General features: G+C 43.0%; 23 protein-coding genes. 7 read left to right on the top strand and 16 right to left on the bottom strand.

Annotated elements, in window-relative coordinates:
- Nucleotides 1–180: 180 nt before the first annotated feature.
- From ACQYAD_RS00890 to ACQYAD_RS00880, 3 genes are all read right to left on the bottom strand, one after another.
- Nucleotides 181–1965 carry an acyl-CoA dehydrogenase family protein gene (locus ACQYAD_RS00890; protein WP_430234635.1) on the bottom strand — a complete coding sequence of 595 codons (1785 nt, stop codon included), beginning with the start codon at nucleotides 1963–1965 and terminating at the stop codon, nucleotides 181–183.
- A gap of 207 nt (nucleotides 1966–2172) precedes the next feature.
- Nucleotides 2173–3348, bottom strand: coding sequence for an acetyl-CoA C-acetyltransferase (locus ACQYAD_RS00885; RefSeq protein WP_430234633.1), 1176 nt, complete (start codon nucleotides 3346–3348; stop codon nucleotides 2173–2175).
- 57 nt (nucleotides 3349–3405) lie between these two features.
- Complete coding sequence (locus ACQYAD_RS00880) at nucleotides 3406–5790, bottom strand: 3-hydroxyacyl-CoA dehydrogenase NAD-binding domain-containing protein (RefSeq protein ID WP_430234631.1); 2385 nt, start codon at nucleotides 5788–5790, stop codon at nucleotides 3406–3408.
- Nucleotides 5791–5992: 202 nt separating this feature from the next.
- Here ACQYAD_RS00880 and ACQYAD_RS00875 point away from each other — a divergent pair, with 202 nt between their 5' ends.
- Entirely contained in the window at nucleotides 5993–6121 is a 129-nt protein-coding gene (locus ACQYAD_RS00875; protein ID WP_430234629.1) for a YuzL family protein, read from the top strand.
- A gap of 119 nt (nucleotides 6122–6240) precedes the next feature.
- On the opposite strand, the gene ACQYAD_RS00870 is transcribed toward ACQYAD_RS00875, so the two are convergent.
- Complete coding sequence (locus tag ACQYAD_RS00870) at nucleotides 6241–7158, bottom strand: proline dehydrogenase family protein (protein ID WP_430234627.1); 918 nt, start codon at nucleotides 7156–7158, stop codon at nucleotides 6241–6243.
- 190 nt (nucleotides 7159–7348) lie between these two features.
- On the opposite strand from ACQYAD_RS00870, the gene ACQYAD_RS00865 reads away from it, so the two are divergent.
- Both ACQYAD_RS00865 and ACQYAD_RS00860 read left to right on the top strand, forming a co-directional pair.
- Complete coding sequence (locus ACQYAD_RS00865; RefSeq protein ID WP_430234625.1) at nucleotides 7349–7630, top strand: hypothetical protein; 282 nt, start codon at nucleotides 7349–7351, stop codon at nucleotides 7628–7630.
- Between the two features lie 98 nt (nucleotides 7631–7728).
- A complete protein-coding gene (locus ACQYAD_RS00860) occupies nucleotides 7729–8070 on the top strand; it encodes a spore coat protein (RefSeq protein WP_430234623.1) in 342 nt (113 codons plus the stop codon).
- Nucleotides 8071–8111: 41 nt separating this feature from the next.
- Here the strand turns inward: ACQYAD_RS00860 and ACQYAD_RS00855 are convergent, their stop codons facing one another.
- Both ACQYAD_RS00855 and ACQYAD_RS00850 read right to left on the bottom strand, forming a co-directional pair.
- The gene (locus tag ACQYAD_RS00855; RefSeq protein WP_430234677.1) at nucleotides 8112–8357 is read right to left on the bottom strand and encodes a DUF2573 family protein; all 246 of its coding nucleotides are present in this window, start codon (nucleotides 8355–8357) and stop codon (nucleotides 8112–8114) included.
- A 41-nt stretch (nucleotides 8358–8398) separates the two neighbouring features.
- A complete protein-coding gene (locus tag ACQYAD_RS00850) occupies nucleotides 8399–9565 on the bottom strand; it encodes an FtsW/RodA/SpoVE family cell cycle protein (RefSeq protein ID WP_430234621.1) in 1167 nt (388 codons plus the stop codon).
- A 387-nt stretch (nucleotides 9566–9952) separates the two neighbouring features.
- Between ACQYAD_RS00850 and ACQYAD_RS00845 the strand changes: the two genes are divergently transcribed.
- Entirely contained in the window at nucleotides 9953–10735 is a 783-nt protein-coding gene (locus tag ACQYAD_RS00845) for an undecaprenyl-diphosphate phosphatase (RefSeq protein WP_430234619.1), read from the top strand.
- Between the two features lie 172 nt (nucleotides 10736–10907).
- The gene (locus ACQYAD_RS00840; RefSeq protein ID WP_430234617.1) at nucleotides 10908–12296 is read left to right on the top strand and encodes an ATP-binding protein; all 1389 of its coding nucleotides are present in this window, start codon (nucleotides 10908–10910) and stop codon (nucleotides 12294–12296) included.
- A 27-nt stretch (nucleotides 12297–12323) separates the two neighbouring features.
- Here ACQYAD_RS00840 and ACQYAD_RS00835 read toward each other — a convergent pair whose 3' ends face one another.
- The 3 genes from ACQYAD_RS00835 to nadE form a co-directional block, all read right to left on the bottom strand.
- Nucleotides 12324–13847, bottom strand: coding sequence for an SPFH domain-containing protein (locus ACQYAD_RS00835; RefSeq protein ID WP_430234615.1), 1524 nt, complete (start codon nucleotides 13845–13847; stop codon nucleotides 12324–12326).
- An 11-nt stretch (nucleotides 13848–13858) separates the two neighbouring features.
- Complete coding sequence (locus tag ACQYAD_RS00830) at nucleotides 13859–14401, bottom strand: NfeD family protein (protein ID WP_430234613.1); 543 nt, start codon at nucleotides 14399–14401, stop codon at nucleotides 13859–13861.
- Between the two features lie 371 nt (nucleotides 14402–14772).
- Entirely contained in the window at nucleotides 14773–15594 is an 822-nt protein-coding gene (gene nadE / locus ACQYAD_RS00825; RefSeq protein WP_430234611.1) for an ammonia-dependent NAD(+) synthetase, read from the bottom strand.
- Between the two features lie 159 nt (nucleotides 15595–15753).
- Here nadE and ACQYAD_RS00820 point away from each other — a divergent pair, with 159 nt between their 5' ends.
- Together ACQYAD_RS00820 and ACQYAD_RS00815 are read left to right on the top strand one after the other, a co-directional pair.
- A complete protein-coding gene (locus ACQYAD_RS00820; protein ID WP_430234609.1) occupies nucleotides 15754–15966 on the top strand; it encodes a spore germination protein in 213 nt (70 codons plus the stop codon).
- Nucleotides 15967–16025: 59 nt separating this feature from the next.
- Nucleotides 16026–16538 (top strand): acyl-CoA thioesterase, encoded by a 513-nt coding sequence (locus tag ACQYAD_RS00815; RefSeq protein WP_430234607.1) that lies wholly within the window; start codon nucleotides 16026–16028, stop codon nucleotides 16536–16538.
- 119 nt (nucleotides 16539–16657) lie between these two features.
- On the opposite strand, the gene ACQYAD_RS00810 is transcribed toward ACQYAD_RS00815, so the two are convergent.
- The 7 genes from ACQYAD_RS00810 to ACQYAD_RS00780 form a co-directional block, all read right to left on the bottom strand.
- Nucleotides 16658–17794 carry a serine hydrolase domain-containing protein gene (locus ACQYAD_RS00810; RefSeq protein WP_430234675.1) on the bottom strand — a complete coding sequence of 379 codons (1137 nt, stop codon included), beginning with the start codon at nucleotides 17792–17794 and terminating at the stop codon, nucleotides 16658–16660.
- Nucleotides 17795–17898: 104 nt separating this feature from the next.
- Nucleotides 17899–18873, bottom strand: coding sequence for a cation diffusion facilitator family transporter (locus tag ACQYAD_RS00805; protein WP_430234605.1), 975 nt, complete (start codon nucleotides 18871–18873; stop codon nucleotides 17899–17901).
- 114 nt (nucleotides 18874–18987) lie between these two features.
- Entirely contained in the window at nucleotides 18988–19221 is a 234-nt protein-coding gene (locus ACQYAD_RS00800) for a hypothetical protein (protein WP_430234603.1), read from the bottom strand.
- Between the two features lie 100 nt (nucleotides 19222–19321).
- The gene (locus ACQYAD_RS00795) at nucleotides 19322–20323 is read right to left on the bottom strand and encodes an AI-2E family transporter (protein ID WP_430234601.1); all 1002 of its coding nucleotides are present in this window, start codon (nucleotides 20321–20323) and stop codon (nucleotides 19322–19324) included.
- A gap of 328 nt (nucleotides 20324–20651) precedes the next feature.
- Nucleotides 20652–21008: a hypothetical protein gene (locus tag ACQYAD_RS00790; RefSeq protein ID WP_430234599.1), complete on the bottom strand. Its 357-nt coding sequence runs from the start codon at nucleotides 21006–21008 to the stop codon at nucleotides 20652–20654.
- Nucleotides 21009–21376: 368 nt separating this feature from the next.
- A complete protein-coding gene (locus ACQYAD_RS00785) occupies nucleotides 21377–22780 on the bottom strand; it encodes a sensor histidine kinase (protein WP_430234597.1) in 1404 nt (467 codons plus the stop codon).
- A complete protein-coding gene (locus ACQYAD_RS00780; RefSeq protein WP_430234595.1) occupies nucleotides 22777–23454 on the bottom strand; it encodes a response regulator transcription factor in 678 nt (225 codons plus the stop codon). Before ACQYAD_RS00780 ends, ACQYAD_RS00785 begins: the two co-directional genes overlap by 4 nt.
- Nucleotides 23455–23476: the final 22 nt, after the last annotated feature.

Below are 23476 nucleotides of genomic sequence, written 5' to 3'. Positions count from 1 at the left end.
CCTTTTTCAGCTAAGGGTATTCATTAGAATAGTACCATATTCATGCGCAAACTCCTAACAATGAAGAATAAAATTTCACAAAAATGATGGATTGTTTGTCGGCGAGCACACCCCTCGCCAAGTGATACCGTCTATTTTCCAACAAATTGCCCTCTTCAATTGAAGAGGGCAATTTGTTTATCAAACAAGATAGCGTTCTGCGTCGATCAGTCGATCGGCGGCTTCACGTTTTTTTGCAATTACATTCGTTGGAGTGTGACGGGTAAACTTTCGAAGGGCCGACAGCATCATGCGAAGGCTGTCACCCGCCTCGGTTGCAACGAGCGTTTCTTTGGCATGCTGCTCGATTTCATTGAACGCTTCCTCGCAGAAAATCTGTGTATACAAGAGCTTTTGCTTGCTCTTCTCAAGCCCATCCCGCGCAATGGCCTTTTCTGTCCTCAACACAACCGATTCCATCGCGTAGGCATTTGAAATGATATCGGCAATATTAACCAACACTTCCTGTTCATGATCCAATTCTTTCCCATATTTCTGAGCCGCGAGTCCGGCAGCCAGCAAACCGATTTTCTTGGCGTTTTTCACAAGGTATTTTTCTTGAGCAAGCGGTGCGTCGCCTGGTTCTTCCGGCATCAGCATCATCAGCTCTTCCTGAAGGCTTTGGGCTTTTTGCAGCAATGGCAGTTCGCCCTTCATCGCTTTTCGCAAATACGTTCCCGGAACAAGCAGGCGATTGATTTCATTCGTTCCCTCAAAAATTCGGTTAATGCGGGAATCGCGATAGGCCCGCTCAATTTCGTATTCCTGCATAAACCCGTAGCCGCCGTGGATTTGCACACCTTCGTCGGTGACATAGTCCAGCACTTCACTGGCAAAAAACTTATTTAACGAACATTCAATTGCATATTCTGATATCGATTTTGCCACTACTTTTGGATCTTTTACTTCTTCTTTAGTGAGCTGCCCCATATGGTCTTCATATAGTCCAACCGTGCGATAAACAGAGCTTTCAGCTGCATAGATTTTGGCTGCCATTGTGCCGAACTTTTCTTTCGTCAAATTGAATTGGGAAATGGGCGTTTTAAATTGCTGGCGGCCGTTTGCGTATTTGACTGTGACTTCAAACGCGCGTTTGGCGCCGCCGATGGCACCTACTCCTAATTTATAGCGGCCGATGTTTAAAATATTAAAGGCGATCACATGCCCTTTTCCGTATTCGCCTAACAAATTTTCTTTCGGTACAGGCACATCTTCCAGGATCAGCGTCCGTGTGGAAGAGCTCTTAATCCCCATTTTCTTTTCCTCAGCGCCTGTTGAAACGCCTGGAAAGTCACGCTCCACGATAAAAGCAGTGAAATGCTCACCGTCAATCTTTGCATACACTACGAAGAGATCGGCAAATCCGGAATTCGTAATCCATTGTTTTTCCCCATTCAATAAATAATGCGTCCCTTCCGCATTCAAGCGTGCGGATGTTTTTGCGCTTAAAGCATCCGAACCAGATCCGGGCTCCGTTAACGCATATGCGGCAATTTTTTCTCCAGTTGCAAGTACTGGCAAATACTTTTTCTTTTGTTCCTCATTTCCGAATAAAACAATCGGCAAGGAACCGATCCCGACATGGGCACCGTGAGACAGTGAAAAGCCGCCCGCTCTAGCCATTTTTTCTGTAATGAGCGAAGAACTGATTTTATCGAGTCCTAAACCGCCATACTCTTCCGGGACATCGGTACCTAATAGGCCAAGTTCCCCCGCTTCTTTTAACAGGTTAACCGTCCGGTGAAACTCGTGGTTTTCTAAATACTCAAGCTGCGGGAGAACTTCTTTTTCAACAAAATCATCCGTCGTTTTGGCAATCATTTTATGCTCATCGCTGAAGTCTTCCGGAGTAAATAATTGCTCAAATGATACATCTTCGATTAAAAAACTGCCACCCTTTATTGTTTTTTTGGTTTTATTTTCCATAATCTTCCCCTTCTATTCGTTTTTCATTTTTTCGTTTACGCATAAAAGCGAACAAATTGTGACAGCCGCGGAATAAGCTGTGAAACTCGCGGAATGAATCCCAAAACAACAAGCGGAATTCCACCCGAAACCGGCGGAATTAAACATCATTCCCGCGGAATCGACGGAGGATCACCTTGCTTCTCGAAAACGCGTAAATTTTTCAATTTAAAGCAGTTCAAATACCCCGGCCGCCCCCATTCCGCCGCCAATACACATCGTCACAACCCCAAATTGCTCATTTCTTCGTTTCATTTCATGCAATAGGGTTAATGTCAGCTTTGCACCGGTACAACCAAGCGGATGGCCTAACGCAATCGCCCCGCCGTTCACATTGACTTTGCTTTCATCCAGGCCAAGCTCGCGAATCACTTGAATCGATTGGGAGGCAAACGCTTCATTTAGTTCAAACAACCCAATATCTGAGAGCTCAAGACCCGCCAGCTTCAACGCCTTTGGAATCGCTACGACCGGACCGACTCCCATAATTTCTGGCGGAACGCCTCCAACAGCGAATGAGCGAAATTTGACCATCGGCTTCAGCCCAAGCGATTCTGCTTTTTCCCGGTCCATTACCATTACCGCTGCCGCCCCGTCGCTTGTTTGCGAAGCATTTCCGGCGGTTACCGTCCCAGATAATGAAAAGGCTGGGCGCAATTTCGCCAATGTTTGCAGATTTGTATCTGGGCGCACCCCTTCGTCCTCAGAAAATTGAATTGTTTTTTCAATTAGCTTGTTATCGGATCCCACCGAGCGGACGGTTACCTCAACAGGGACGATTTCTTCAACAAACTTTCCTTCAGTTATGGCTTTGGCTGCGCGCTGGTGGCTGCGAACGGCAAAGGCGTCTTGATCCTCACGGGTTATTCCATATTTCTTTGCCACCTCTTCTGCTGTATGTCCCATGCTCATATAATATTGCGGTGCCGTTTCGGCCAGTTTTGCATTTGGGCGAATGACATGGCCCATCATTGGGACAAGGCTCATCGACTCGGCCCCACCAGCAATGGCTGTATCGATTTGTCCTGTCATAATCCCTTGGGCAGCATAGGCAATTGCCTGCAGTCCGGATGAGCAATACCGATTAATCGTAATCGCAGGAACGGTATACGGGAGCCCTGCGAGCGCACCGATATTACGGGCCATATTCATTCCCTGTTCAGCCTCCGGCATCGCGCAGCCGATGATGAGATCATCAATATTTCCTTCATAATTGCCAGCCCGCCTAAGCGTTTCTTTGACGACAAGCGCCCCGAGATCATCCGGGCGTACGCTGGCAAGCGTTCCTTTTTTCGCTTTGCCTACAGGTGTTCTGGCACCTGCAACAATAACCGCTTCCCTCATTTGATTTCCCCTCTTTCTTTTTCTTTCAAAAATCGATTCATCATCAAAACTATTTTGCTAGTTGCGAAGCGGCTTACCTTTTAGAAGCATATGCTGCATTCGCTGCTGGGATTTCGGTTCGGCAACAAGGCTTAGGAATGCTTCTCTTTCCAAGTCTAAAAGGTATTGTTCATCCACCTCTGTTCCAAACGGAACCTTTCCACCGGCAAGAACATATGCAAGCTTCTTGGCGATTTTCAAATCATGTTCTGAAATAAATCCTGAAAGATACATTGACTGAGCACCGAGCAATAATGTTGCATAACCTGTTTCGCCGACGACCGGAATCTTTCGGCGCTGCTTTGGCCTAAAGCCCTGTTCACTTAATGCCAGTACTTTCATCTTGGCATCATAAAGCAGATGATCGCCGTTAAAGCTAATTCCATCAACCGCAGTTAAAAACTGATACTCGCGGGCTTCGTCAGCCGAGGCCGACACTTTCGCCATCGCAATCGTTTCAAACACTTTATTTGCAATCGCTTGCAAATCGATCGTTACTCCCTTTGGAATGCTTTCCAAATGCTTACAGTACCATTCTTTATTGCCGCCACCTCCCGGGATGAGACCAACGCCCGTTTCAACAAGCCCCATGTAGGTTTCAGAAGATGCCTGGATATGGGCCGCCGCCAGGCAGATTTCCGCTCCGCCGCCTAAGGTCATCGCAAATGGCGCAGCAACTACCGGTTTTGAACAATATTTAAGCCGCATTCCTGCCTGCTGAAATTGGCGAACGACCATATCAAGCTCATAAACATTGTCATCCTGTGCTTCCATTACAATCATTGCAAGATTTGCACCTACACAAAAGTTCTTTCCCTGATTGCCAATGACAAGGCCTTTATACTTTTTCTCCACTTCCTCGGTTGCAAAGTTGATCATTTGAAGAATGTCGAGCCCAATCGCATTGTTTTGAGAATGGAATTCCAATAAGGCTACGCCATCACCCATATCCACCAAGCTTGCTCCGCTATTCCTCTTAATCACGCCGTTTTGTTTTTTCAACTGCTCAATCCGGATTGCTTTCGGATTGACTTTTACCGGGATGTATTTGCCATGATCGTAATAATAAAGCTGTCCGTTTTCTTCTTTATAAAAAGAAGTATGACCTTGCTCAAGCATAAGTGTGACCCACTGAGGAATTTCCGCTCCGCTTTCTTTCATTTTTTGCACCGATTTTTCAACCCCAATGGCATCCCATGTTTCAAATGGTCCCATTTCCCAGCCAAAGCCCCACTTCATTGCCCGGTCGATGGCAACAAGATCATCGGCAATCGTGCCAAGCAGTTCGGCAGAATAGAGAAGGACAGGGCTGAGAATAGTCCATAAAAATTCCCCGGCACGGTCTTTTGCGTAGACAAGCGCTTTTACTTTATTCGCTAATCCTTTTTCTTGCCGGCTCATCTCTGTTGCTGCTGTTTTTAATTTTTTACGCGGCTCGTATTCCATTGTAAGCGGATTCAGTTCAGCAATTTCCTTTCCCTTTTTAAGGAAAAATCCTTGTCCTGCCTTGCTGCCGATCCAGCCTTTTTCAAGCATTTCTTTCATGAAGGCTGGTACTTCAAACACCTTCTTTTCGTTTCCTTCTACTTGTTCATAAACGTTATTAGCAACGTGGATAAACGTATCCAATCCGACAACATCGAGCGTGCGAAAGGTAGCGCTTTTCGGACGTCCGATCAAAGGACCGGTAATTGAATCCACTTCACCTATACTATAACCGCCCTTGAGCATTTGCTGGAGCGTAACCAGCAGTCCATAAGTACCGATCCGGTTGGCAATAAAGTTCGGCGTGTCCTTCGCGACAACGATGCCCTTACCAAGCACGTCTTCGCCAAATTTCTTCATAAACGTGAGCACGTCGGGATCAGTGAATTTTGTTGGAATCACTTCTAAAAGCTTTAAGTAGCGCGGCGGATTGAAAAAATGTGTGCCGAGGAAATGCTTTTTAAAGTCTTCCGATCTGCCTTCAGCCATGGCTTCAATCGAGATTCCTGACGTGTTGGAGCTGACGATGCTTCCCGGCTTACGGAAGCGATCCACTTTTTCAAATACTTGTTTTTTCACGTTCAAATTTTCAACAACCACTTCAATTACCCAATCCACTTCTGTTAGCCGGCCTATGTCGTCTTCCAGATTTCCCGCTTCAATGAGGGAAAGATTTTGTTTTGTTGTCAACGGTGCTGGCTTTTGTTTTAAAAGTTTTTGAAGTGAAAGAGTGCTAATTCGGTTGCGTACGCGCGTATCCTGTAATGTGAGCCCTTTTGCTTTTTCCTCTTCAGTTAACTCAGTCGGGACAATATCTAGCAGCAATGTCGGTATGCCGATATTCGCCAGATGGGCTGCGATCCCTGACCCCATCACCCCGGAACCGATAACGGCAGCTTTTTTAATAAAACGATTCAAATTTTCCTCCCCCTTCACTTTTTGAATGAATACTCATTCATTTTTCTTTCAAAAAAAATTTCCTGCTGAAAGATGCTCATTGATACTTTAACTATAAAATATTTTAACTATTTGCGCAATCATTCATTGCTGAAAATTTAGAAAAATGATTCTTCTATAACATAAGCGGTGAATGGAGAAAATAGTAATCGAGGTGAGATCAATGGGTAAAATGAAAAAAAATCCATCGAAAACAGGTGTTAGCGCAGCAAGCGTGCAAGGCAATGCCGGTCCGACTGTCGAAAATGCTGGCGGCGGCAAAAGAAACAGCCAGAACAATCAATATAAATGAAAACTCGCCGATTGGCGAGTCCTTTGGACGAAGACAGAGGCGTAGTTGAATTTATGCGTTCAGAATTTATCCATATAAATTCTGATTAGCTAAAAAATAGCAGGAGGGAATCAACCCTCCTATTTTTTTACAACCCCTTTTAAAACAAAGGCAACGTTAGCCGGCCGCTCTGCTAACCGGCGCATAAAGTATCCGTACCAGTCTGTTCCGAATGGAACATAGACGCGCATTTTATAGCCCTCTTTCACCAGTTCCAGCTGCCGTTCCGGACGGATGCCGTACAGCATTTGAAATTCAAACTGATCGTTTGGGATATTGTGTTCCTTAACGAGTTTCTTTGTATAGTCAATGATTGCTTCATCATGGGTGGCAATCGCCGTGAAATTTCCGTTTAATAAATGCAGTTTGATGATTTTTTTGTAGTTTTCATCCACGTCTTTTTTATCAGGAAAGGCCACCTCTGGAGATTCTTTGTAAGCCCCTTTGACAAGCCTGAGATTGGGTTCAAATTCATTTAAATCCTCAATATCCCGCTCGGTTCGGTACAAGTACGCCTGTAAAACGGTGCCGACATTATCATATTCGATTTTCAGCTGCCGGAAAATATCGAGTGTTTTCTGACAGCGGGTGAAATCTTCCATATCAATGGTAACAAATAGATTGTGTTCTTTTGCAGCATTCAGAATCTTCCTCATGTTTTTCATAACCAGTTCATCGGAAAGATCCAGTCCCATCGAAGTCATTTTTAACGAAAGCTGTGAATGCAATTTTTCCTTGCCAATTGCCTTGATCGCTTCGAGCGATTGGTTCGTGCGCTCGATCGCTTCTGCTTCATTGTCAACAAATTCACCGAGATAATCGATCGTCACTTCCAGCCCTTTGCTGTTAAGTTCCTTTATCACTTTAATCGCCTGGTCGATCGTTTCCCCGGCAACAAAGCGTGATGCACCGAAACGAAGTCCGTATTTCTTTGCAGCTCTTGTTAGCGCTTTATTTTTTGATAAAAATAAGAAGAAATTTTTTAGTGCCTGCTCCATCCTGTTTCTCCTCCATGTAACCGTTTTCATCTACTTGAAAAATAGTTGCTTATCTCCTTTTATTTTACCACCTCAATTGTTTTTTGAATATAATTTATATCTTATTCCTTTTGCTGCCGCATTTTGCATAAAGTTGTGTCATTTTAGGGAGTCTAAACGTGTACATGTTTTTAAAACAGGAGGGGTAAAAATGCAACAGCAGCAAAATTTTCAAGCACAAAGTCAGCAAGGGATGATGCCACAGCCCCCGGGAGTTATTTCAACAAAAGATTCCCTCTATTTAACCGATATGATGTCCTGGAATTTACTTGCGGCCAAAAAGGCTCATTTCTATGCGAGCCAATGCCAGGATCAGCAGCTAAAAGCCGAGGCCGAAAAGTGCGGCCAGATGCACCAACGCCATTATGAAAAATTGCTTGGCCATTTAAATGAGCACCTTAACCAGCAACAGCCGCTCAACAATATGCAATAAGAAAAGCGAAGCGCCTTGCACATCGGCGCTGGAGTTGGACAGTTATCGAAGTTATGATAGAAATTCCGAGTAGCTAAGAAAAAAGGAGACTTTCAGTCATGAACCAAAACCAGCAAAAAATTCAGAATCCGGAAACCCAAGTGCCGAAAACGCCGCAAATGAATGAACGTGATTTTATTAACGATTTGCTGACAACGGAAAAATATATGACCACCTCTTATACAATGGCCCTTCATGAGGCAAGTCATAAAGGCTTATACGATGACTTAATGACGATTTTTACCGAAACGCAAAACAGCCAGCGCGACCTTTATAATTTAATGTTTCAAAAAGGCTGGTATGCAGTTGAAGCAGCCGACCAGCAAAAACTGCAGCAATCGTACCAGCAATTCCAAGGGTACACAAATCAACTGCCGTATGGGGGCGGGAATTTACAATAATGAAAAAAACGGAAGCATGGGGTTATATCCCTGCTTCCGTTTTATTTTTGCAATCGTTTTTGCTCGTTTAATTTTTTGATTTCCGCAATGATCTCTTTCATTTCGTTTTTTGCATCCGGGTAGAGCCCATTCCAATGTTTGGAAAGGGTTGGCATTGATTTGGCAATATGGGTATACAGCGCCCATATTTTCACCTTTTCTGTTACTTCCTTGCTGCAATCGCCAACAAGGAGCTCGCTGTATTTTTCCATCAAAGCTTCAAACTGTTCCGCAAATTTTTTTTCCATCATCAATCCCCCCCTTGATTTAGTTAAGAAAAATCCGCTTTTTAAGTTGTCGTGGAAAACATATATTTTTTGTAGTGGTACCGGATTGAAAAAATCAAGCCCAGTGCAAGCATATTGCCCATTAAGGAGCTTCCGCCGTAACTGATAAACGGCAGCGGAATCCCGGTGATCGGTAAGAGACCAATGGTCATTCCAATATTCTGGAACACATGGAACGTAATCATGCTGATCACCCCGACACATAGATACGTATAGTAATGGTTCTTCGTCTCCATTCCCACTTTCGTAATATGGTAAATCAGCAGGAAGAAAATGCTGATTAACACGCTGGCGCCAATAAAGCCGAACTCTTCTCCAACCGTCGTAAAAATAAAATCCGTATGGCTTTCCGGCAAGTATACATCACGATGTCCATACCCTTTGCCGCTTGTTTCCCCTGAACCGATCGCCAGCAGTGACCTTGTAAGCTGGTACCCGGTTGTACTTTGATTATTATAAGGGTCGAGCCATGAATAAATTCGGTCAAATTGGTATTGCTTGACCCCTATATATTTTTCCAAAAGGTCTGGTTTCACTAATACAAAATAAAATATCCCCGAAATAAGCAAGGTTCCCGATGCAAAAATGGGTACAAGAATTTTCCATGAAATTCCTGAAATGAAAATCATCCCGATCAGGATCGCAATAAAAACGAGCGAAGTTCCAAGATCCTGCTGAATCACAAGGATCAGCGGTACCATCGTCGTGATCCCCATTTTGATCAATAGCCAAAAATCCGATTGAACTGTTTTAAGCGGGTTTTTCGTATGATGATCCTCAATGAGCCGTGAGAGCGCTAAAATCAAAAAAACCTTGACGAATTCGGATGGCTGCAAGGAGCCGATCCCCGGCACTTTAAACCAGTTTTTCGCACCGTTGATTACCGGCGCAATGCTTTGAGGTGCTAGAATTAAAGCGATCAGCATAAAAATGCCAAAACCGTAGACATACCATGTTATTTTTTTCAATTGATCCGAATCAAGTGTGATGACGCTGGCGATGATCCCGGAGCCGATCACATAGTAAATCATTTGCTTCAGCAAAAAGTTGTCTTTATACTGACCTGTTGTCTGAGCGCTGTAAATCGAAATAGAGCTTACCAAAAACAAAAGCAGCAATATGAAAATAAGATTATAGTCAAGTTTGGACGTTGTATTTTTAGAAGTCATGGTTATTCTCCTTTTACATCAAAAAATGATGCATCTTGGGACGCTGGATGCAGCTGCTCGTCATCCTTTTTAGCGTCTGCTTCTCCAATTAGTACCTGTACAGTATTCCATTATATTTTTTATGGAGCCAAATCACAACTTTTATTGCTGCGATGGATTTATTTACAAAATCCGCCCTGACAATTCCAGCTTTCCCCGGGTCAAATGGTTGCGCCGGTGCTGCCAACGCATCTGCAGCGGATGTGACTGACGATTCCTGCTTTCCCAAACTCAATTGGTTGCATTGTTGTTGTCACAAACGGATGAATTTGTCCAATTCTTTGGTCAAGTTTGCCAAGTTCGGGAATATGCTTTTACTACCATGATTTTTTAAAAGCGGGGGAGCGTATGTTAACAAAACTAGAAGCGTTTGTTCTCGGAATCATTCAAGGACTTACGGAGTTTTTGCCGATCAGTTCAACGGGGCATCTTTATCTTGGCCGCCATTTGTTCGGTTTGCAGGAAGCAGGACTCTTGCTTGATACGATGCTCCATCTTGGCACATTGATCGCTGTTCTCGTCTTTTATAAGGACGAGTTTATCTACATGATCAAACATCCTTTTGCAAAGCGAACGTTTTTGTTAGGGGTCGGCACCATTCCAGCCGTTGTCATTGGGTTGCTTTTCAAGGATTTTTTTGATGAAATTTCCAAAACAGGCGTAACGATCGGCTGGGAGTTTTTGCTCACGGGATTGTTTTTATGGATGGCTGATTCAGTAAAAAATGGACATAAAAAGATGAAGGACATTTCCTTTACAGATGCTTTTGTCATCGGAACCTTTCAAGCGGCGGCGATTTTTCCGGCTCTGTCCCGCTCAGGGTTGACGATGGCTGCGGCGCTATGGCGGAAATTGGACAGGGAAACGGCGGCCTATTTCTCTTTTCTGTTGTCAACGCCTGCGATTGCCGGGGCCGTTCTTTTGCAAATCAAAGACTTAGCCGGCGGTACAGAAGAGATGATTTCATTTCAAGCATTGTTTGTCGGCATTTTGTCTTCGGCCGTTTTTGGCTATATCGCTGTCAAATGGATGATCCATTTTCTTAAAAAGCATTCCTTGAAACCGTTCGCCGTTTATGTATGGGTGCTTGGACTGCTTATCCTATTTTTCCAGTTTACAGGAAGATTTTAAATAAGTGGCTAAAGGCTTTAAATAACCTCTCTTCTAAACGGTGTCCTTTCGAAAGGGCACCCTCTTTTTGGTGAAAGATCCCTTCGTGCCTGAGCGAAAAATCAATACGGTTTTTGATGAAAACGAGGTGCGCCTTATAGTATTCTTGTACTAGAGGGAGCTGATCTCAACCATGAATAAAATTTCAATCAAAATTGGCTTGTTGTTTTACGCCGCCATCTTTCTGTTAGAAAGCATTTCCTTGTTTTTTTTACACAATAATATTCTTCATTCACGCGTACAAGAAGAATTGACAGCACTGCAAACCCGGGGAAATAATCATCGCGAAATTCTTCAATCCTCTTTTCGAAAAGAAACGATGCAGCACATTGCGTTGATGGAATCGCGCACAGATACACAAGTTGTGATCACCGCTCCAGACGGAACGATTCTCATTTCTTCCAATACGGTCATTCCCGAAATTAGCACCATTATGCGATTGCGGCCTGATAAGGTGCCCTATAAAGGATTGATCCTCGAGGATGATTGGCAGCGCGAAAAGTATATTGCTTCCGTCAGCCCGATCCTAATGAAAGGCAAGCTAAAAGGCTATGTTTATATGTTTCAAAAAACCGGAAAAATAAAAGCGCTCATTTCGAATCTAAGCCGCCACTTTATTTTGGCAACGGTTCTTTCACTCTTATTTAGTTTCTTAATCATTCTTTTTCTCACACGAGTGATCACCCGGCCGTTAATCCATATGAGCAAAGCAACGAGGGATATAAGCAAAGGAGACTTTTCTGTATCGCTGCCAAAGCTTGGCAATGACGAGCTTGGAGATCTCGGAAAATCAATTAAAGTTCTTGCCAGGGATTTGGAAGTATTAAAGAATGAACGGTCTGAATTTCTTGCCAGCATTTCTCATGAACTAAGAACACCGCTAACCTATATAAAAGGGTACGCCGACATCGCAAGGCGGGAACATACGTCGCCAGAAGAACGCGAAAAGTATTTGGAAATTATTTTTGAAGAAGGAGATAAACTCGCTGAACTAATTAAAGAATTATTTCATTTAGCCAAAATGGATCAGAATACGTTTTCCATTGAAAAAGAGTCCATTCTTCTTGCACCGTATTTGCACAGCATGATTGAAAAAATTTCCCCGGCGATTAAAGAACGGCAAATGGAGCTTGAGCTTCATTGTCCGGAAAAATTGACAGTGGAAATCGATCCTGTCCGTTTTGAACAAGTTATTTTAAATCTGCTTGATAATGCCCGGAAATACTCCGAGCCCAACACAAAGATTGTCGTTGAAGCAAAAGAAACGGAGTCGGAAACGGTCATTGCAATCAAAGATCATGGAAAAGGAATCCCGGCAGAAGATTTGCCGCGCATTTTTGACCGTTTTTACCGTGTGGATAAATCGAGGGCTCGCTCGCTAGGAGGCAGCGGTCTTGGCCTTTCGATCGTGAAGCAATTGGTGGAAGCGCACGGCGGGAAAATCTCTGCTTCGAGCAGCCCCCAGTCTGGCACAACCTTTTCGATTGCATTGCCAAAAGAAAACCGCTTATCGAAGTTGTGATAAGCGGTTTTTTGCCTGGTTCATTTTTCATTCAGGTGGATTGCTGCTTTCTATCCCTTTCTTCAATCCGGCGCTGATTTCCTTCGTGCTGGTTTTCCCCGAATAATTTTCAATTAATTCTTTTACATCAATGCCGCTCGAGGCCTTTAATGTTTCTTGAAGGCTCGCCATTAAATTGGTTGCATAGCTTGTTACTTTGTTCGCCCCACTATTGGATCCGGTTCCGCCAGTATCGACGACGGTAATTTTATCAATATTGGACAGCGGGCTGGCCACTTGCTTCGCATACTCCGGCAGCATCTTAATGACCATGTCCAAAATGGCCGCCTGACCGAATTGTTCGAAGGCCTCGGCGATTTTTTGTTTGGCTTCCGCTTCGGCAATCCCTTTCAAGCGAATGATTTCGGCTTCCGTTTCCCCTTGTGCTTTTTCGGCATCCGCTTTGGCAAGACCATCCAGGCGAATCCGCTCCGCATCGGCTTTCGCCATCGCTTCGACCTTGTATTTGCTTGCCTCGGCCTCGGCGATTTGTTTCACTTTATTGGCTTCTGCTGCCTGCTCGACGGCATAGCGGTCGGCATCCGCTTTTTTCTTCACTTCTGAATCGTATTGACGTTCGCGGCGAAGAATTTCTTTTTCTTCGAGTTCAATTTGTTTTTGCCTTTCGATAATTTTGATTTGCATTTCCTGTTCCATTACTTCTTGCTTGGAACGCGCGCTTTCAAGATCGTACGCCTGATCTGCCCGCGCTTTGGCGATATCCTGTTCACGCCGGTATTCGGCAATCTTCAATTGATTGATTTTCTCCGCTTCGGCAATTTCAGTTGCCCGCTCGAGTTCTGAACGCTTCGCTTCTTTAGCCGCCTCCGCTTTTTTGATTCGGGTTTCCTTCTCGGCCTCAGCTGTTGCGATATCGGCATCCCGGCGAACTTGAGCAATTCGCGGCTTTCCAAGCGAATCCAAATATCCGTTTTTATCCCGGACATCTTTAATGGTAAAGGAAACAATAACTAGCCCCATTTTGGCAAGATCTTGGGATGCAACCCGCTGTACTTCCTGTGAAAATTTATCGCGGTTTTTGTAAATTTCCTCTACCGTCATTGATCCGAGAATGGAGCGCAAATGGCCTTCAAGCACTTCTTTTGCCTCATTTTCACGATCTTCCTTTGCCTTTCCTAAGAACTGCTCGGCAGCGGTAGCAATCTCACTAATCGAGCTGCCAATTTTAATTATCGCAACCCCATCGGCCATTACCGGCACACCTTGCTCGGTATACACTTCAGGCGTTGTCACTTCCAGTTTGCTCGAAAGCAGGCTTAGCGGTTCGGATTGCTGGAATACAGGTAAAATAAAGCTGCCGCCGCCGCGAATAATTTTTATTTTATTCCCCGATTCATCTGTATGAACATTGCGGTTCCCAAGAAAACTACCTGTCACAATCAATGCCTCATCCGGACCGGCTGTTTTGTATTTTGTAATAAATACGGCAAATAAGGCGAGCAAAATAAAGACCACAATCCCCATGACGATCCAGATCATATTTAACTCCATCCGTTTCCCTCCTAAAGATATTTTTCTAATTTATGTTGATTTGTTACTTGAAGCACCCCGTTTTCTACATGGATAACCAAAATTTTTTCCCCATTCTGAATTTCCCGGCCATCAAAGCTGATTGCCGATTTAGCGATGCGGCCGCTAATGCTGTCAATTAATACTTCGCCAAACCCGTTTGACGGGATCGTTGTGATAACCGTTCCGACACGCCCAATCAAATCCGTTTCTTTGTATACGAGCGATTCTTCCGCTGATGATAACGGCACGAGCACAAACACGTTTAACAATGTGACCACGATGAAGGCACTGACAGCGGAAATAGCCATGATCAGCAAATAATTCAGTTCGGTGAGTCCTTCCAGTAAATAACCACTCGCTGAAAAAATAGTTACAAAAGCAAAAAGCAGAACCGGGTTTAAAAAATGCAATCCGTCCCCTGCACCTTGAAAATGCAAAACATCTGCAAATAAAACATAGAGAACCGTAATCGCTCCTGAAAAAATCAACCCGTACATATAAATCGTTTCCAGTGGAATACTAAATGGCTCCATACGCATCAATCCCCGTTTTTTCTTCTATAAGACAAACCAAATAAAACATAAAATTCCTTACATTACCTTTTTATATACGATTGACGGTGAAAAAAGATTCAAAAAAAGCAATTGTTTTGGAAAAATGACACAGGTAAAACGAAACTTGGTGCAGGGTCTGCTTTTTGGAACGAACGGGAGAGTGAAAATAAATGGGTTTCCGCTTGTTTTTCATTTTTTCCGCCTAGATATAGAGGAATTCCGCCTACATACCGGGGAATTCCGCCTAACTTTCCCTTTATTCCGCCTTCATACAAGAGAATTCCGCCTACACGTAAAATTCAATTGGGAATGAAAAAAACGAGAAGGGTTCACCCTCCTCGTTTTTTCCATTATTTCCACCAGCTGTCAAACATCGTTGCCGGAAGCTGGCGTTTGTGTTCAGTTACTAAATAGCGCTTTTCGATTTTTTCTGCTGCCTCTTGTGGAACAGGTTTTCCCTCAAGATAATCATCAAGCACGTCATAGCTAATGCCCAATTCAGTTTCATCCGCTTGTCCTGGTTTCTGATCCAATAGGTCTGCTGTCGGCACCTTTAAGTAAATGCGCTCATCGGCACCGAGTTCTTTTAATAAGGCTTTTCCTTGGCGCTTTGTCAAACCTGACAATGGAAGAATATCGGCTCCCCCATCGCCGTATTTCGTATAAAAACCCGTTACCGCTTCCGCTGCATGATCTGTTCCAACGACGAACAAGCCTTCCATACCGCCAATGGCGTATTGGGCAATCATCCTCATCCGCGCTTTCACATTTCCTTTATGGTAATCGCTAAGCGGCTGTTGTGCCGCCATTTGATTGTACTCAGTTTGCACCTCATCAACAGCTGCTTTAATATTAAAAACATATTCGCGATCCGCTTTAATAAATGCAAGGGCGCGCTGGGCATCCTCTTCATCACGCTGAACGCCGTATGGGAGACGGACAGCAATAAACAGTGCGTCTTTTCCTTCCTGGCGGAGCTCCTCAACCGCCAGTTGCGAAAGCCTTCCCGCCAAGGACGAATCTTGTCCGCCGCTGATTCCGAGAACATACCCTTTTGCATTTGTTTTTAGCAAGTAATTTTTCAAAAAGTCAATTCGCTTCCGCACTTCTTCTTTTGGATTAATTTCCGGTTGAATATGTAATTCTTTGATTATTTGCTTTTGCAAACTCATTGAGTTCTCCTCCTTCTCTTCCTCTCGATGAATTCAATGTACCATATCTAACCTATTTTTCCACACCTATATTCCTGTTATACCGTAATTCACTGGGGAATGAAACCATTCTGGCACAGAATTTAATCATATACTAATGCAACAAGGATGGTGTTTTTTGTGGAATGTTCCATCAATATCGGCCAGTTTACGGTTCACTCCCTTTCCAATAATGCGAATATTAATTTTCAAGCGACCTACCAAAACAGCCACACCGCCAATTCAAAAATTCAAGGCGGATGCTACAATTTTGGCGATTACTCCACTCTTTCCTGCTGTGAAAAAAATAGTTGCCTTTGCACGGCAGCTGAAAAAACGGAAACAATCGGCTAGTTTTCCCTCACTTGGAGTTTTCATCTGATTGCTGTATGCTAAAACATGGAGGGATCAAGATGGAAGAAAAAACATGCAATGAATCGCGGGTTGTTCGAACAAGCAGAGTATTTCCAACCGATGTAAACAATCACAATACATTATTTGGCGGAAAGTTGATGAGTGATGTTGACAATATTGCCTCAATATCGGCTCAGCGGCACTCACGAACCGAGTGTGTCACTGCTTCAACAGATTCAGTTGATTTCCTTAGCCCCATTACACCGGAAGATTCCGTATGCTTTGAATCCTACGTGACTTGGACAGGTACGTCATCGATGGAGGTTTTTGTAAAAATCACCGCTGAAAACTTAAAAAACGGCGAACGAAAAATTGCAGCAACTGCCTTTTTAACATTCGTGGCATTAGATGACAACGGGAAACCAACGAGAGTTCCGAAAGTCATTCCTGAAACCGAAGAAGAAAAAAAGCTCCACGAAACCGCAAGAGAACGGGCTGAAAAACGGAAGTTGCACCGCAAAAGCAGCAAGGAATTGGCCAATTATTTAACAACGAAAAAACCATGGGAGTAAGAAGCAACAAACGCCTGGCAACCAAACAGGCGTTTTGCTATAAATTCCTTCAAAGCATTGTTGTTTTACTGGATCATCATTTTGCTATCTTCTTTTAATGCGCTCATTTTAACCCTAAATTATACCGTATAAAATGAAGAATCCCCGCTTCGTGACAGCGGGGATGGTATTTCAGATGCCGTTAGTTTAAAAAGTTCTTTCGCTAGTTGATGGATGTCCAGATTTTTATCGCGTACATTCAACAGCACGGTAATGGAAGTGTCATCCTTATAATACACATGCAACGACTCCCAGCCGCCCAGCACTCCCCTGCTGTAAAAAGCATAACCCACATTGTACAACCCAAGGCCGTAGCCTGAACGAGAGCCTGGCTTCAGCATGGCTGCCAAACTTTCCTTTTTAAGCAGTTTACCGCTCGTCAACGCCTGATCAAACTTGCAAACATCAAGAGCTGTAGCATAAATATCCGCATAGCCAAACAGCGAGTTTGGATTCCGCATTGGTATCGCTACAAGGTGATTCATTCTCTTCCAATAGCCAACAGATGAATGAACCGATTTATCTTTCTCAGTCATAAAGCCCGAATGAGTCATCTTCGCCGGTTCGAAAATATTTTTTTGAATATAATCGTGAAGCGGCATTCCTGATACTTTTTCAACAATAAGGCCAAGGATCACATAATTGGCATCATTGTAGTCCCACTGGCTCCCCGGAGAAAACTTGACCGGCTTGTGTTCAACTAACCGAATCAGGGTTTCAGGGGAATGATGCGCCGTATGCCCATGCGGTTCCTGAATTCCGGAAGTGTGGGTAAGCAAGTGAACCAACTCGATGTTCCCACCGTTCGGAAAATGGGGAAAATAGTTTTTCACAGGATCATAAATGGATAACTTCCCTTTTTCTTGAAGCTGCAAAACACACGCAGCAACAATCGCCTTCGTAATGGAGCCAATCGGATGCGTGGTGGACGGGTGATTTTTTGATTGATCCGAAAAATGGGCAAAGCCTATACCTTCATTGAAAAGAATTGTGCCGTCTTTTACAATCGCCACATTGCCATTGATCCCGTTCGAAATCAAAAACCCGCGGATTTTTTGCCGGACAGCTTGGATTTCAGGTGATGCTGTTTCTCGGGCAGCCACGGTTTGGATGGCAGCCTTTCCCTTGCTTTTACTAAAGAAGAAGGGGGCATTTTGATAACTGCTTTCGCTGAAAACAATCCAGAAAAATAAAAGCAGAACCGGCAGTTTTCTCATCTTCACTGAATCATTCACCTATCCTTTGGGAAACTGATTTAGGATTAGTATGGTTAAAGATGAAACAGATCATGCTTTTTCCCAAAAAACGGAAAGGTTTGTGCTTAGTCATTGCCGGGATTTAGCTTTCTATCCCATGATAGGATGCCGTCTTCCTCATCAAATTCAATCGTAACGTCTACAACCCCTTTTTCTGCCATAATCCGTTCTTCCAATCGATCCTTAATATCATCCGCAGCAGCAACCGTTAAGCGGGGATCAACTTCAATCTCCAGCTCCACATGGAGATCCTCGCCCTCTTTAATCACGGTTATGCCTTGGATATCCTTTACATCTGGATCCTTCATTACCAATGCGCCAATTTTGTTTTCCATTTCTTCATCTGCTTGGCCGATTACTCCTGCTGCATTATCCAAAAATACTTTTCCTACCACAAATAACATCATAAGCCCAATGAGTATGGAGGCAATTCCTTCCGCCTGATGGAATGGGGTGTAACGAGAAAGAATGACCGCAAGAATGGCAACGAGTCCCCCAATTGTTGCAACTAAGTCTTCCATAAATACAAGCTTTGTCGCTGGCTTGGCTTTCCCCAAATAAGTAAAACTCTGTGCAAATATGCCAAAGCCCGTCTTGTCCATTCCGCTCTCATGAACAATTTCCTTCATTGCCTTAAACAGCACAAAGGATTCCAGCAACGTGGCTGCCGCTAAAACACCAACCGTTAACAGAAAACCTTCTGATTTTGTCGGATGGATGACATGGCTGTATCCCTCTTTAATCGTTTCAAAAGCCATAATGCCCACAACCAATACTGCCCCAAGCAAAACCAAATTAACGAGCCGGCCAAATCCGTTCGGAAAGCGTTCGGTCGGTGCTTTTTTGCTTAAGGCAGAGCCAATAAAGACAAATAGCTGGTTTGCCGCATCGCCTAAACTGTGCAATGTTTCAGCAAACATAGCAATATTGCCGGTAAAAAAATAGGCCGTGCCTTTGATAATGGCAATCACCGCATTGACAATCGCTGCCAGCATGGCAGAGCGGTTTCCTTTTTTCAATAAAAACAACAATTCCCGCATTTCGATCTCCTTTCTTTCCTTTTTATTTTTCTACCCTCAAAGCCCGAAAAAGATGCAATCATTCTTTTTATTTTAACCAAATGGGTGAAAGAAAGGAGACTTCGACTTTTCGTGTTATGCTTGCCGCAATCGTTCAGATAGCTGCTGATCGCGTGCTTTTTTTTCTTCCTCAGTGGCAAGATCGTATTTCTTCAGTAAATGGAACACGTGATTTAAATCGGTCTGGGAATGCTCTTTTTCAAAAAAAGATGCAAAAAGCCCGTACATTTCCTGTGGAAGAAATGCTTTTTGCGACTCGAATTTTGCTTTTACCTCTTCTGCTGAATGATCTAATTTACACTCACTCATTTTGTTTCCCTCCTCCATTTTATACTAGCAGGATACCAGATTTTGCTTTATTCTGCTAATGAGAATGCCCTTCTTCCGGGCGGAACAAGGGCGTTTGCAGCTACACTTTATCATGTTCTGTTACTTCAAGGACATCCAGTAAGAAAACAAAAATTGGAATACCGACGATCAATCCCCAAACGCCAAAAAAGTGTTCGGAAAAAATCAGCACAATAAACGTGTAAAAAACCGGTAAATCCGTTTTCGAAGACATCAAATTCGGGTTTAAAATATAGGCCTCAATGGCATGAATAATTAAAATGGCAATCCCGACATAGAGCACTGTCATAATACCGCCAATACTGTAGGCAATGATTGCCAGCGGAAAAAGTGAGAGGATAACGCCAGCAACCGGAATCAGTCCCAACAGGAAGATCATGATCGACAAGCCGCCAAGCTGTGGAAACCGTAAAATCCAGAGGGCAATCGTTGTCAGGATAGTATTAACCAGTGCAATGATTAATTGCGCTTCAATCACTTTCCCAAATGTTCTAACAAACTTTTGCGCAAAAAATTCAATTTCCTCGTAGACGGAAGCCACTTTGCTTGTCTTGAATTTCCGCGTAAACAGAATGAGTCTTGGTTTTTCCAAAAGGAAAAACAGACTCAATAAGATGGCCAATAAAAGCTGCAAGCCCACTCGGCTAATATCTGTGAAGTAACGAACAATATACGTAAAGCCTTGCTCCAAATAATTGGATATTTGAATTTTCTCCACTCGGCTTACAAAATAATTCAGCACAATATTGTTTTGCTTTGACGTATAAAAGGCTGTTAGCTGTTTAATTAACTGCGTAATTTCCGAGATGATCAGTGGCAAATATTTCACCAGGCCAAACGACAGCAGGCCGACAATCACTGTATAAAGGATGACCACGATCAACTTCCGATTCAAGCGAACATGCGCTTCGACATAATGAACGAGCCGGTCCATCAAAAAAGCGAAAATAAACGTCAGCAAAATCAAATTCAACATGTCTTTAAGCAAATAGAGCACAAATGAAATTAGCGCAAAAATGACAATTCTCTTAAATCCGCTGCTATGTACTAGTTTATTGATCATACAAAACCTCATTTATTTATGAATTAAGACCCTATTCATTATTATACAAAAGAGAAGAAGGGGTTTCCATAACGACTTCCTGTTTTTGCGAAACAACGGTTTTCGGAAACAGCAAAATGTTTATAAATCGTTTCACCTTTCTTCACACTTCCTTCATAACTTTTGGATAGGATAGGATTGTAGGTTGAAAACCTAACTACCTAACCCCCTTTTAAATACATTTTTCTCTAGCCGGCAGCTTTTCATGCCGGTTTTTTTTGGGGATTTTAGTGTTCTCCATGTTAAAAAGGCGACTAAGAAAAATTCATCAGTCGCCTTTTTACCTATCTTATTGCCTGGATAACCGTTCATTGACTGTCTCAACAGTAAAAATTCGTTTAGTTGATGCTGAAGTCTGATCATCTACATATTCTGTAATTTTATCGGTATAATTGCCAATGTTCTTACTACTGTTTTTTTGTAATTGTTCGTGCCCTGCTTTAATCTCGGTCAAGTTAAATTCAATCATGTCTAACCGTCTTTCCGTACCGTCTAATCGTTGTTCCACCCCATCGAAGCGCTTGTCCATTCCGTCCAGCCGTTGTTCCATCCCGTCTAAGTGCTTGTCCATTCCGTCTAACCGTTTATGAATTGGTTGCAATTCTTCCTTTACTATCGATCGTAACAAATCCACCATTTCACTCATTAGCATTCCTCCCCCGATATATCTTCTATATACCCTATCGTCTAGTCTTATAGTTCGGCCTATATAATGGACTTTGGGTGACAAGGCCACTTCTAAGAATTTCTCACGTTTTATGTCAATTTTTATATAGGCGAGAACCTGTCCAATTTTATTAAATCCTTCATTCTTTCGTCATAATTCGTTCATATCTATCAAGTAGTATAATAATTGGTTAGACGCCTTACAACCTAACCCCCTTTTTAAATAGACCCCTTATTGAACCTGCCAAATGGCGGGTTCCTTTTTTTGGGACTCTATTCCGAACTTTCTTTTTAAATCACAAAAGCCTCCGAAAATCACCTCGGAAGCTTTTGTGCAGAAATCCTATTCTATTTCGGTTGTTCGAAGGGAAGATGGACAACAACACTTGTCCATTCACCGAGCTTGCTGTCAATCATAATCCGACCATTAAATTTTTCAACAATCTGCTTGGCAATCGAAAGTCCAATTCCTTGGCCTCCCTGCTTGCGATTTCTTGATTTATCAACGCGATAAAACCGATCAAACACAAAGGGAAGATCTTCAGCAGGAATGCCGATTCCGTAATCTTTCACTTCCATTCGCAGCTGTTTTTGCCATTTCAAACAATGAATCTCAACAGTTTTGCTTTCTTTTGAATACTTCAGCGCATTATCCAGAAGAATGACCAGCAGTTGTTCAAACAATCTTTTGTTAAAAAGAATTTCGGTACGCGCAGACAATTCATTCTGAAAATGAATTTGCACATCTTCATGAATCAATCGGAAATTTTTTGCCACATCTTCAATCAGCGGGACAACATCCACACTTTCCAGTTCTTCGATCGCTTGCGAATTCTCATCCATTCTTGATAGTTCCAATAAATCCTTTACCAAAACCGTCAGCCGATCCACTTCGCGCAAACTCGATTTCAATGACTTCTCCAAAACCTTTGGATCTTCTTTGCCCCATCGGTCAACCATTGACAAATGACCTTTGATAATGGATAAAGGGGTCCGCAGTTCATGGGAAGCATCTTCAATAAATTGCCGTTGCTGGTTAAACGACTTTTCAATTTGATCCATCAACTCATTGAAATGGATCGCCAGTTCCGAGATTTCATCATGATTTTCCTTCACCTGCACCCGTTCTTTTAATCCATGCTTTTTAATGCGGTTAACAGTCGCCGATATTTCCTTAACCGGTGTAAGCAGCTTTTTTGAAATCAACAAGCCGCCAAAAAAGCTAAGGATGATCGCACCAATTCCTGTAGCCACCATAACAAAAAAGAATTGATCGACTAAACCTTCAAAAGTGGAAAGACTCCTGGCAATTTCAATTGTTCCAACAGATTGACCGTCTGTTATTGGACTGCGGAGAATCAATACCCGATCTTCCCCATGCCTTGTCAGCTCTACTTGCTCGACCGATGCCGGCTGCGGTTTTACCCACTGTGTGGACAAATCATTGGCAATAGACAGGATGACTCGACCGCGGTCATCAAGGATTCGAATAAATTGATGTTTTTCATTTAGTTGTTGCAAATACGGGTTGCGGGCTTGAAAGAGCTCTCCTTGTTTATCACGGTAATAGGCTTGAATATCCTTCAAATTTTTTTTTAGTGTCTGCTGTTCGTAGCGAACCATCCAATTATTCATCGTTAAAAACTGAACGACGTTGTAGGTTAAAAATAATAAAATCAATAAGAAGGAGGCCCAAAGAGCCAGCTTCCATTTGATTTTCAAATTTGTAAGTTTGTTCCGAAAGAAATTCATTCCCGCATCACATAACCAACCCCGCGTACCGTTTCAATATAATTTTCGCCAGTATCCGGATTGATCTTATTCCGTAAATACCGAATATACACATCGACAACATTTGTTTCAATGGCGATATCATAGCCCCAAATTTGATCCAGGATCACTTCTCTTGTTAAAACGCGGTTTATATTTTGCAAAAATAATAGCAGTAAATCGTATTCGCGTTTCGTCAGCTCAATAATTTCTGTTCCCCGTTGAACCGTTCTGGCCACTGTATTGACTTCAATGTCACGGAATTGAATCGTCTGCACTAATTTATTGGCGGTTTTTTCAATTCTTCTAAAAATCACCCGCATCCTCGCAAGCAATTCTTCAATTGCAAAAGGCTTCGGAATATAGTCATCTGCGCCGCTGTCAAGCCCCATTACACGATCAAAGACACTGTCTCTAGCAGTCAGCATAATGATTGGTGTGTCCTTTACCGTACGGATTCGACGGCAAATCTCAACACCGTTGAGACCCGGAAGCATTAAGTCAAGCAAAATCAAATCAAATGAGCGGTTTAAGGCAATATCCAGCCCCTGCCTTCCCTCATACGCCACTTCGACTTCAAATCCTTCATGCTCCAATTCTAATGATAAAAATTCCGAAATGCTTTCTTCATCTTCAATAATCAAAATTTTTTTCATCCTAATTCTCTCCTAAAAATTT

This window comes from Neobacillus sp. SM06, from assembly GCF_050496765.1.
Lineage (GTDB): Bacteria > Bacillota > Bacilli > Bacillales > Cytobacillaceae > JAEVLT01.
Note: the sequence above shows the minus strand (reverse complement) of the source record. Positions and strands in the feature narration are given on the sequence as shown.